This is a genomic window from Microbacterium sp. MDV22-iso44 (assembly GCF_058629135.1).
Genome location: NZ_JBZVWS010000003.1, coordinates 132,935 through 143,556, shown reverse-complemented (window position 1 = coordinate 143,556; position 10,622 = coordinate 132,935). Strand labels below are relative to the sequence as shown.

Annotated in this window: 9 protein-coding genes; 2 read left to right on the top strand and 7 right to left on the bottom strand. The window is 69.7% G+C overall.

Translation table 11 applies throughout. The annotated features are described in order from the left end of the window. Position 1 precedes the first annotated feature (1 nt). The 3 genes from AC4NN1_RS10970 to AC4NN1_RS10960 all read right to left on the bottom strand — a co-directional run bounded on the left by AC4NN1_RS10970 (position 2) and on the right by AC4NN1_RS10960 (position 3,615). On the bottom strand, positions 2-877 hold the full coding sequence (locus AC4NN1_RS10970; RefSeq protein ID WP_491955311.1) for an EamA family transporter: 876 nt from the start codon (positions 875-877) through the stop codon (positions 2-4). Then, the gene (locus AC4NN1_RS10965; protein ID WP_311858247.1) at positions 874-2,127 is read right to left on the bottom strand and encodes a serine hydrolase domain-containing protein; all 1,254 of its coding nucleotides are present in this window, start codon (positions 2,125-2,127) and stop codon (positions 874-876) included. The genes AC4NN1_RS10970 and AC4NN1_RS10965 overlap by 4 nt, the downstream gene beginning before the upstream one ends. A gap of 93 nt (positions 2,128-2,220) precedes the next feature. After that, a complete protein-coding gene (locus AC4NN1_RS10960; RefSeq protein WP_018187639.1) occupies positions 2,221-3,615 on the bottom strand; it encodes an ATP-dependent DNA helicase in 1,395 nt (464 codons plus the stop codon). 35 nt (positions 3,616-3,650) lie between these two features. Between AC4NN1_RS10960 and AC4NN1_RS10955 the strand changes: the two genes are divergently transcribed. Further along, positions 3,651-4,778 carry a hypothetical protein gene (locus AC4NN1_RS10955; protein WP_018187640.1) on the top strand — a complete coding sequence of 376 codons (1,128 nt, stop codon included), beginning with the start codon at positions 3,651-3,653 and terminating at the stop codon, positions 4,776-4,778. 6 nt (positions 4,779-4,784) lie between these two features. Here AC4NN1_RS10955 and AC4NN1_RS10950 read toward each other — a convergent pair whose 3' ends face one another. The 4 genes from AC4NN1_RS10950 to AC4NN1_RS10935 form a co-directional block, all read right to left on the bottom strand. After that, positions 4,785-6,776: a bifunctional copper resistance protein CopD/cytochrome c oxidase assembly protein gene (locus tag AC4NN1_RS10950; protein WP_491955310.1), complete on the bottom strand. Its 1,992-nt coding sequence runs from the start codon at positions 6,774-6,776 to the stop codon at positions 4,785-4,787. A gap of 82 nt (positions 6,777-6,858) precedes the next feature. Beyond that, positions 6,859-7,137: an HU family DNA-binding protein gene (locus AC4NN1_RS10945; RefSeq protein ID WP_018187642.1), complete on the bottom strand. Its 279-nt coding sequence runs from the start codon at positions 7,135-7,137 to the stop codon at positions 6,859-6,861. Between the two features lie 341 nt (positions 7,138-7,478). Further along, positions 7,479-8,381 (bottom strand): alpha/beta fold hydrolase, encoded by a 903-nt coding sequence (locus AC4NN1_RS10940; RefSeq protein WP_491955526.1) that lies wholly within the window; start codon positions 8,379-8,381, stop codon positions 7,479-7,481. Positions 8,382-8,439: 58 nt separating this feature from the next. Beyond that, the gene (locus AC4NN1_RS10935; RefSeq protein WP_491955309.1) at positions 8,440-9,471 is read right to left on the bottom strand and encodes an alpha/beta hydrolase; all 1,032 of its coding nucleotides are present in this window, start codon (positions 9,469-9,471) and stop codon (positions 8,440-8,442) included. Between the two features lie 729 nt (positions 9,472-10,200). On the opposite strand from AC4NN1_RS10935, the gene AC4NN1_RS10930 reads away from it, so the two are divergent. Continuing rightward, complete coding sequence (locus AC4NN1_RS10930) at positions 10,201-10,620, top strand: hypothetical protein (RefSeq protein WP_491955308.1); 420 nt, start codon at positions 10,201-10,203, stop codon at positions 10,618-10,620. Positions 10,621-10,622 lie beyond the last annotated feature (2 nt).

The window sequence follows — 10,622 nt, the reverse complement described above, 5'->3', positions numbered from 1 at the left end:
ATCAGCCGATCGGCTCGGCGACATCCTCGACACGACGACCCGCGGAGCGGACCGCGCCGACCGAGGCGACGATGACGAGCGCGATGCCCACGAGTTCGAGGGTGGTGAGGTGCTGCCCGAGCAGCAGGAAGCCCGCCAGTGCTGCCGTCGCGGGGGCGAGCGCCATGAGGATCGCGAACGCGGCCGCGGGAAGGCGCCGGAGCGCGATGAGCTCGAGGGCGTAGGGGATCGTCGACGACAGCAACGCGACGGCGGCCCCGAGCGCGACGAGGTCGAGGCGCAGGAGCGCCGACCCTGCGTCCGCGATGCCGAACGGCAGCGAGACCACCGCCCCGACGGCCATCGCGAAGGCGAGCCCGTCGAGCTTCGGGAACGCCGCGCCGACTTTGGCCGACGCGAGGATGTAGAGCGCCCAGGTGACCGCCGCCCCGAGAGCGAACACGACACCGAGCAGGTCGAGGCGGTCGAACCCGCCGCCGCCGAGGGCGAGCACGCCGACGAGCGCGAGCCCCGCCCAGATCCACGCCGAGGCCCGCCGACTCGCGATGATCGACAGAGTGAGCGGCCCCAGCACCTCGATCGTCACCGTCACCCCGAGGGGGAGCCGTTCGAGGGCGAGGTAGAAGAACCCGTTCATCACGGCCAAGGCGAGACCGAGTTGGATGACGCCCACCCACGCCGCGCGCGTCCGTCCCCGCCACGACGGGCGGGCGATGAGACCGAGGATGAGGGCAGAGAAGACCAGCCGCAGCATCACCATGCCGAGCGGACCGACCTGGGGGAACAGGACGACGGCGAGAGAGGCACCCACCTCTTGGCAGCACAGACCCACGACGACCAGCCCGATGGCGGTCGTCGATGTGCTGCGCGCGTTCACCCGCCGCAGATGGCGTAACCGGCGAGTTCCTCGCCGAGGCTCTCGACCGTCCACGGCAGGCCGACCTCGGGCGCCGTGCGGCCGTCGGCGGCCGGCGCCTTCGACGCGAGTGCCGCGAGCTGCCACGCGAGCAGGCGCGCGACGTTCGACGACGCCCGTGAGTCGTTCAGCACGACGACCACCGACATGCCGGTCTGGCGGTCGGCGAAGGCGGCCACCATGTAACCGGGGAGCGACCCGTACTGCCCGACGAGGCTGCCGCCCTGATAGGCGCCGCCCTTCGCCGTGAACCAGGTGGGCAGGCTGTCGCTGATGGGCGGGGCGCCCTCGAACCGCTGGTCGGTGTCGTAGGGGCGCGCGCCGACGGCGAGAGCCCGGACGTAGGTCGACAGGTCCGACACGGTCGAGACCGCGCCCGCTGCGGACGAACCCACGCTCGAGGTCAGGTCCGTCATGTCGAGCGGAGCCTTGCAGTTCGGCTTGCCGTCCTCACCCGAGTCGAGGTACGACCCCTTGAGGCGGTCGCCGCCGCCGACGCCCATGGGCACCGACGTCGAGCCCATGCCGAGGGGCTGGAAGACGTACTCGTCGTACAGCTCGTCGAGGGACTGCCCCGAGGCGCGCTCGAGGACGAGGCCGAGGAGCACGTAGCCGGTGTCGGACTCGCCGAAACGCGCTCCGGGCGCGAACGACGCCGGCTGCCCGAGGCCGTAGGCGACGAGCTCGCGCGGATTCCAGACGCGCTCGGGCACCGTGAGCACACGCGAGAAGATCTCGTTCAGGTACCCGTGGATGCCGCTGGTGCTGTCGCAGAGCTGGGCCAGCGTGACCGTGCTCTCGCCGGGGTACGAGTCGAGCCACTTCCCGATGGTGTCGTCGAGCTTGACCGTGCCCTTCTCGACGAGGGCGTAGAGCAGGTCGCACGTCATGGGACGGGTCGCGTTGACCGCTTTGAACGTCATCGACGGGTCGACCTTGGGCCCTCCGACGCCGGAGGTGCCGACGCCCGCGGTCCACTCGCCCGACCAGGGCACCGAGACCGAGACGATCGCGCCGCTGGCGCCGATCGACGTCATGGCCGTCTGCGTGAGCTCCTGCATCTGCGTCGTCAGATCGGACGGCAGAGCACCGTCGACCTGGTCCACACCGATGTCGACCCGGTCGGGTTCGGGAGCGCAGGCGCCGAGACCGATCGCGAGGCCGAGCGCCGTCACTGCAGCGAGCACTCGCCTCGACACACGTCCTGCCACGCGCAGATCACCCCCGGTTTTCGTCTCAATGATTACAGCACACCCGTCCGCTCCCTCCGCTCGCGCACGTCGCGCGGCGACGGATGCCGCCTGTCAGCCCGCGTTCTGCGCCGCCCGCACCCCGGCCATGAAGCGCCGCACGTCCCGGTCAACCAGGATGTCGGCGGGGCGCAGCGGGCGCGAGAGGTAGAGCCCGTCGAGCGTCGTGAGCCGCGACAGCGCGACGTAGGTCTGCCCCGGGGCGAACGCACCGTTGCCGAGGTCGATGATCGCCCGGTCGTAGGTCTTGCCCTGCGACTTGTGGATCGTGACCGCCCACGCCAGCCGCAGCGGGAACTGCGTGTACTCCGCCACGATCTCGCGGGTCAGCTTGCGCGTGCCGGGATCGTACGCGTAGCGGAACTTCTCCCACACCGTCGGCTCGACGTCGTGCTCCTCGCCGTCGAGCTCGACGCGGACGGTTCCGCCCGCGATGCGCGTGACGGTGCCGATCGATCCGTTCACCCAGCGCGGGCCGTCGCCGCCGAAGCCGCCTATGTCGTTGCGCAGGAACATCACCTGAGCGCCCACCTTGAGCTGCAGCTCCTGGTCGGCGGGGTACGACGCGTCGCCCCGGCCGAAGTCGCCGCTGATCTCGGCCCGAGCCGTCTGCGCGGGGCCCGGCAGGGCATCGAGGTGACGCTGATTGATGCGCGACACGATGTCGTTACGGGTGGCCAGGGTGATGATCGGCACTTCATCGGCTGCCGGCTCCGGCGGCTTCCGCGCACCGGCCGCGTTCAGCGCGCCTGCGATGTCGGCGGTCACGATTCCGTGGCGCACCGCGTTCAGCATCGTCTTGAACGCGTCGTCGGACTGGCGGTGGATGTTGCGGAGCTCGGCGATGTGCAGCGGAGCGCCGACCCGCCCGAGGTCGAGCAGGCCGTCGGAGCGGATGGCACCGGCATCCGCTCGAGGACCCGCCCACACCTGCGCGTCGAAGAACCAGAACGAGCGGTAGTGGTCCTGGATGTAGCGCAGCTCGTCGCCGCGGGGCGGCACCGGCGAGAGCTGGTACGGGTCGCCGAACATGACGACCTGCACGCCGCCGAACGGCTCGGCGCGCTTGCGTCGCGCCTGGCGGAGCGAGCGGTCGATCGCGTCCATGACGTCGGCGTTGACCATCGACACCTCGTCGATGATGAGCGTGTCGATCGCGTTCAGGATCTTGCGGGTCGCCTCGGTCTGTTCGATCTCGCTGTCGGCGATGAGCCCGATCGGCAGCTTGAACAGCGAATGGATCGTCTGGCCCTCGACGTTGAGGGCGGCGACGCCGGTCGGCGCGCAGACGGCGATCTGCTTGCTCGTGTTCCACGACAGGTGCTGGAGCAGCGTGGACTTGCCGGTCCCGGCGCGTCCCGTCACGAACACGTGCTCGCGGGTGTCCTCGATCAGACGGAAGAGCGCGTCCTGTTCAGGAGACAGGGGCGGCGTGCTCACCGGAACCATGCTAGCTACCAGCGGGGCTTTCCTAGACTGGGCACGTGGAACACGACGGTACCGACCAGACAGCGGATGCCGCTGCGCCGGACGCCACCGTCGTCGCGACCCGCACGGCCACCGTCGCGGGGCCCCGACGCCGACGCAAGCTCGCGATCGACCTGACGGTGCTGGGGGTCGTCGGCATCCTGCTCGTCGGCGCGATCGGTGCGAGTTCCGCCGTGCTCTACCGACAGCTCTACAGCCCGACCGCGTTCGTCCTGGACTACCTGCACCTGCTCGCCGACGGACGCGCGACCGACGCGCTCCTCGTCCCCGGCGTCTCGACGACGTCGTCGACCCTCGCCGCGGCGAAGCTGCCCGCCGACGCGAGCGGTGCCCTGCTGCGCAGCAACACCCTGACGCCGCTGTCCGACGTCGAGCCGGTCTCCGAGACGACGGATGCCGACGGCACGACGACGGTCACCGTGTCGTACCGGGTGGGCGGCCACGCCGGTACGACGACGTTCGAGGTGGAGCGCGACGAGGACGAGAGCGGTCTCCTCCCCCGGTGGCGTTTCGCGCAGAGCCCGCTCGCGGTCATCGAGCTCGCGGTGCGCGGCTCGATGCAGTTCGAGGTGAACGGCTTCTCGATCGACAAGCGTCAGGTCTCGCCCGACGGCAGCGACGCCGACCCCCTCGAACCGATCCCGCTGCTCGCCTTCTCTCCCGGGCTGTACTCGATCACCGTCGACACGGCCGCCACGACGAGCCCCGGCGTCGCCGTCCTCTCGGACACGCCCCTCGCCGAGATCCCGGTGTCGTTCCAGGCGGAGCCGACCGAGAAGTTCATCGGTGTCGTGCAGCAGGAGGTGGACGACTTCCTCGCGCAGTGCGCGACGCAGAAGGTCCTCCAGCCCACGGGGTGCCCGTTCGGCTACTACGTGCGCAACCGCATCGTCGAGCCGCCGACCTGGAAGATCGAGGAGAACCCCGTCGTGACCCTCGAGCCCGACGGTGCCGGCTGGGCGATCACCCGCACGCAGGCGGTCGCGAAGATCGACGTGCAGATCCGCTCGATCTTCGACGGCTCGGTCTACGACGTGAACGAGCTCGTGCCGTTCTTCCTCACCGGCAAGATCACGATCCTCCCCGACGGCACGGCGTCCATCGCGGTCTCGGCCGCCGACTGAGCGCGGTCAGCGCGCCGCTTCGCGCCGGGCATCCCGTTCATCGCGGGCGGCGATCTCCGCGAGTCGCGCGTTGTAGGCCTCGAGCTCCGCATCGCCGCTGCGATCGGCCTGACGGTCGCTGCTGCGCTGACGACGCTCGTCCGAGCGGCTCCACTGCACGGCGACCACGATCGCGAGGATGAGCGTCGGGATCTCGCCGATGGACCACGCGATGCCGCCGCCCATGTACTGGTCGGCGAGCGGATCGAGCCCCCACGGGCGGGCCATCGACCCGAACCATTCCGCGACGAACAGGCCCGACGACATCATGATCGAGATGCCGAAGAACGCGTGCATCGCCATGACGCCGATGAGGGTCAGCAGGCGACCGGCGTGAGGCAGCCGGTACGGGATGGGATCGATGCCGACGAGCGACATCACGAAGAGGTAGCCGACCGTCAGGAAGTGCAGCACCATCCACTCGTGCCCGAGGTGGTCGTAGAGCGTCCACCGGAAGATGTCGGTGTAGTAGAACGCCCAGAGCGACACGATGAACAGCGCTGCGGCCACGAGCGGGTGCGTGATCACCTTGGCGTAGGGGCTGTGGATGGCCCAGAGGATCCATTCGCGACCGCCGCGCGTGCCGTCGTCCCGCTTGCGGATCGCGCGGGAGGCGAGGGTGATGGGGGCTCCGAAGACGAGGCACATCGGGATCGCCATCGACAGCAGCATGTGGCCCACCATGTGCATGCTGAACAGGTAGTCCTGGTAGGCGTTCACGGGACCGCAGGTGACGTAGAACAGGAGCACCAGGCCGGTGATCCAGAGCACCGTGCGGCCGACCGGCCAACGGTCGCCGCGGCGGGCGAGGCGGCGGACGCCCGCGAGGTAGAAGAACAGTCCGAAGCCGACGGCGAACGCCCAGATCAGGTCGACGTCCCACGCCGTGAAGAAGCGGTCGATGGTGAGCTCGGGCGGAAGGGCCGAGCCCGTCAGCACCTCGGCCGGCGTCCGATCGAGCGGCAGCGTGGTGTCGACGGGCGGCGGCGTGAGCGACAGGGCGACGGCGGCACCGGAGGCGATCCCCATGAACACGACCTCGAGGACGACGAGCGTCCAGAAGCGGGCCGCGACGGCGGTGTCACGGATGCCGGCGATCAGCCGCCGCCGGTAGACGGCACCCAGGACGCCCATGGCCAGCAGCGCCACGACCTTCACCGTGAGGATCGCGCCGTAGGCCGAGAACAGGTTCTGGAACGAGAGGATGCCGACGGCCGCCCGCGCGATGCCCGACAGGGTCACGACGACGAAGGCGGCGAGGGCGATGCTCGAGTAGCGCTGCAGGACGTCGGCGAGCCGGTCGCGCGTCAGCAGAGGGCGCAGGAGGATCAGCAGGAGCAGCCCGCCCAGCCACGCCGCCGCGGCGATGATGTGGAGGGCGAGCGAGGTGACCGCGGTGTTGTGGTTCGCCTCGCTGCCGGTGTGGCCGGCCGTCGCCATCGGCACCATGGCCGCGATCGCGAGCACGGCGACGAGGAGGGTGGGCAGCCACCCGCGGACGGCGAAGGCCAGCACGGTGAGGACCGCTCCGGCGACGGTGGTCATGAGCCACGCGCGACCGGGATCGGTGTCGACGAGGAAACGACCGAGCTGCTCGCCGAACGCGGCGTCGGCACTCGGTCGCGCGGGGATCACCTTGAGGAACGTCAGGTACCCGGTGACACCGCTCGCGACGGTGAGGATCGCGGCGCCGGCAGAGGCGGCATCCAGGGCGAAGTCGAACTCCTTCGACCCGGCGACCAGCGAGAAGAGGGCCAGGACGAGTGAGCCGACGAGCACAGCAGCCGACAGGTTGACCGTGAGCTCGGTGACCGGGAGCACCCAGCGGACGATGGGGCCGGGATCGCCGATGACGAGGGGCGTGGCGCCGCCGCCGTAGGCCAGACCCAGCAGGAGCGCGATCAGACCGGCGCCTGCGAGGATCGCGGGCCCGGCGAAGCGGAGAGCACGCGGATTCACCCTGCAAGCCTACGCGCGGGCAGGTGGGGGAACGCCGAAGGGGGATGCCTCGCGGCATCCCCCTTCGTACGACTGCAGCGTCTTACTTGACGGCAGCCTTCAGCTTCGAGCCGGCGCTCACCTTGACGCGCTTGCCGGCGGGGATGTTGATCTCGGCACCCGTCTGCGGGTTGCGGCCGGTGCGAGCGGAGGTCTCGACCTGCTCGAACGCGATCCAGCCCGGGATCGAGACCTTCTCGCCCTTGGCGACAGCCTCGGACACGGACGCGAACAGGCCGTCGACGACGCGCGAGACGGTGGCCTGGCTCTCGCCGGTGGCGCTGGCGATGCTGGCGACGAGTTCGGTCTTGGTGATGGCCATGGTGCTCCTCCAGACGGCGGATCGCCGTCTTCAGTTACTCGGACCGACGGGGTGACCGCCGGTTGGTCGTTGCGACCGGTCCCGAATATACCCACGAACCCCGTGATTCCGCGGATTTTCGGTCATCTGGGCCGTAATCGGACGGCGTGTCGCGTGTCGGATGTGACTTTTGAGGCGAATGAGGCCGTTTTGGCCGGATTCCGCGGAATTCCGCGGAGGGGGTTGCTTTTCGGGCCGTGTGTGCGTGTCCGCCCGCCGGTTGCCGGATTCGGACGCTGTTGTCGGATTCGGATCGGGGGGCGCTCTCCCGTCCGAGTCCGGCGCACATGTCCGAATCCGGGTCACTCGCGGGCGAACTCGTCTGCCGCGTCGCAGGCGAGTTGCGCCGATGCCGGACCACCGTGCCCCTCCTCCTCGAGGATGTGCAGCCGGCTGCCCGGCCAGGCGCGGTGCAGCAGCCACGGCGTGAGCGCCGGACCGCTCACGTCGCGTCGGCCGTGGATGAGGACGCCCGGGATGCCGGTGAGCCGGTCCATCCGCTCGAGGACGGGCGCGTCGAGGAAGCAGTCCTGCGACCAGTAGTGCGTGACGAGAGTGGCGAAGTTCTCGCGCGAGCGCGGGTCGTCGTGCAGCGGGCCGGGTGTCGCCCAGGGCGAGAGGGTGATGTGCGCCGACTCCCACGCATCCCACGCGTCGGCCGCACGGGTGCGGACGGCCGGGTCGGGGTCGCGCAGCATCCGCGCGTAGGCGTCGACGACGCGTTCACCCGCGGGCACGAGGTCGCCGAGCCGGTCGCGGGCCTCGGGGAAGATGCATCCCACCCCGTCGGTGATCCACTCGATCTCGTCGCGCGCACCGGCGGTGACGGCGAGGAGGATGATCTCGCTCACCCGCTCGGGGTGGGCCTGCGCGTAGGCGAGGGCGAGGGTCGACCCCCACGAGACGCCGTAGAGGAGCCAGCGGTCGATGCCGAGGTGCTCGCGGAGCGCCTCGATGTCGGCGATGAGCGTGGGAGTGGTGTTGGCGTCGAGGTTCTCGAGGTCGTCGATCGCCCAGGGCGTGCTGGCGCCGCATCCGCGCTGGTCGAAACCGACGATGCGATAACGCTCGGGGTCGAAGACGCGCCGGTAGCCGCCCTTGCCGAGGCCGCCGCCGGGTCCGCCGTGCAGGTAGAGCGCGGCGCGGCCGGTGTCGGAGCCCGAGACCTCCCAGTGGAGGCGGGCACCGTCCGGTCGGTCCAGCATTCCGGAGGCGTGGGGCTCGATCGGAGGATGCACGTCGCGCACGCTACCAGTGGGCTCCTCAGATGCGGCGGAGCGCGGCGACGACGTCGTCCTCCCAGCGGCGCGCGGCCGGGAGTGCGCCCACATAAAGAGGGGTGTCGTGCGTCACGCCGAGGTAGCGGGTCGCGCTCGCATCGACGCCGGCGTCCCGCAGCTTCGCCGCGTAGGTCGCGCCGTCGCGGCGGAGCGGGTCGTACTCCGCCGTGAGCACGACGGCGGGCGGAAGGCCTGCGTGCGAGGCGGCCCGCATTGGCGACGCGTACTGCTCGCGCGCCCGCGCCCGGTCGCCGAGGTAGGTGCTCGCGACGGAGCGCAGCTCGCGCAGCGCGATGAACGCGGGCACCCCCAGCGCGTACGTCGCGCGCAGGTCGATCCACCGGCCCGTGAGGTCGGTGACCGGAACCTCGAGGATCTGCAGCGTCGCCTGAGGCGTGCCGCGGTCGCGGTTGAGGAGGGTGAGGGATGCCGCGAGGCATCCGCCCGCCGAGGCACCGTTCAGGCCGATCCGGTCCGGGTCGATCCCGAGCTCCTCCGCGTGCGCGTGCAGCCACACCCAGGCGGCGTGGACCTGCTCGATCTGCGTCGGATAGCGCTGCTCGGGAGCGAGCGAGTACCCGACGGTGACGAGCACGACGCCGGACCGATCGGCGCGACGGCGACACGAGGCATCCGCCGTCGGGTAGTCGATGCCGCCGATGCGGAACGCTCCGCCGCCGATCACGAGGCACGCAGGTGCCGGGGTCGGGGCGGAGGCGGGGCGGTAGATGCGAATGCGGACGTCGGGGTGCCCCTCGACCGGCACGGTGACGTCGGTGGTCTCCATGTCGGGACCGGGGATGCCCGCGTTGCGCAGCTCCATGCGGTCCCAGTTGAGCGCCGCGCGACGGTGCCGCTCGCGCGGCGTGAGCGGCACCGTCTTCTTGGCTGAAGCGGATGCCGTCGCTGCCGGTGCCGCCGGTCGGAACCGCGCGGTCAGGTCGGTCCACGCCTTCTTCGCGAGGTATCGCCGATGCGTGCGCAGGCGCTCGCGGAAGAACGGATCCAGCGGCACGGTGCTCCCTCCGACCGTTCGAGCGTAGCCCCGGGCGCCGATGCGTTGGACGGTGTCTAGGTGGGCCCACAGGCCCCCGCCGAAAACGTTCGCGGGGAGTTTCGGCGCGGGAAGGTTTCGGCGGGGGTTTTCGGCGGGTCGATTCGCGGCGTGTCGGACGCTTGCGAGGCGCTGCCAGCAGTCCGCCGAAAACGATCGTTTGTGGCGTCTCCGTCGTCGGAGCTCAAGAATGCGAGGCATAAGGCGAGCCACCTAGAGTGACGACATGGCGCCGACATCGACTGGTAACCGTAAGTTGCTGCGAGTGACGCTGCTCACTGTCTCGATTGTTCTGCTGCTTCTGGTCGGGGCCGTTGCCGCGCCGTTTCTCTTTTGGAAAGAGGATCCAGACCGCCGCTGTGTGCTGCAGACAAAGGAGCTCGCCCCGCCTGCCACCTTGCCGCTCACGGAGGCCACTGAAGCTGAGGTGCGCGGCGAGACAACAGTCTTTCCTCTGATGCTCCGCTGCGCGTGGCCGGTGGAGGACGGTCGCGTGTGGACAGACGACGGGTGGTCTCGTACGTTGATCGTGTACGGGGGAATGGCTCTTGCTGTTGGGGGGATCTACGCTTCCGTGCGCTCAAAACGCAAAATCGGGGGGTAAGTGTGAGGAAAGCAAGCACAACTGCAGGGGCAATGTTGGCCGCGGCGATACTCATCGTCGGCCCAGCTAGTGCGTCTTCTGCCGTAGTGGCAAGGCCTGCCGAGACGGAGGAGGAGCTTGGCAAAATATCCGTCCTTCAAGCGGCTTTCAGTCATCACATCGAGCTCGACGACGCTCTGAACATCAGCGAGTCCTACCCCGGTGACGTGGTCGGCGTCCGCTTCGAGAACGATCAGGTCGTCGGGGAGTACTTTCTAGGCGGCGATAAGAGCCCAGCGGAGTTTCTCGCGCAGTTCGCTGACATGTACGGCACCCAGCCCGAGGCTTCTTCGCTCCTCGTCGCTGTCGACTATCGCGATCCGGAACTAGCTGGAAGCGCGCGTGGGAGCTCGCCCACATATGAGCCCCTTGCTGAGATCGACGTTCCGGGAACTCCATTTGTCGCGCCCCGGATGACGTCCGAGGATGCAGCAGAGCTGCGTGAGAATAACAGGGGGGGGACCTGAGA

Coding starts and splice junctions, on each gene's coding strand:
- AC4NN1_RS10960 (WP_018187639.1), bottom strand. CDS start 3,615: ATGGTTCCGGTGAGCACGCCGCCCCTGTCTCCTGAACAGGACGCGCTC.
- AC4NN1_RS10945 (WP_018187642.1), bottom strand. CDS start 7,137: ATGGCCATCACCAAGACCGAACTCGTCGCCAGCATCGCCAGCGCCACC.
- AC4NN1_RS10940 (WP_491955526.1), bottom strand. CDS start 8,381: ATGCTGGACCGACCGGACGGTGCCCGCCTCCACTGGGAGGTCTCGGGC.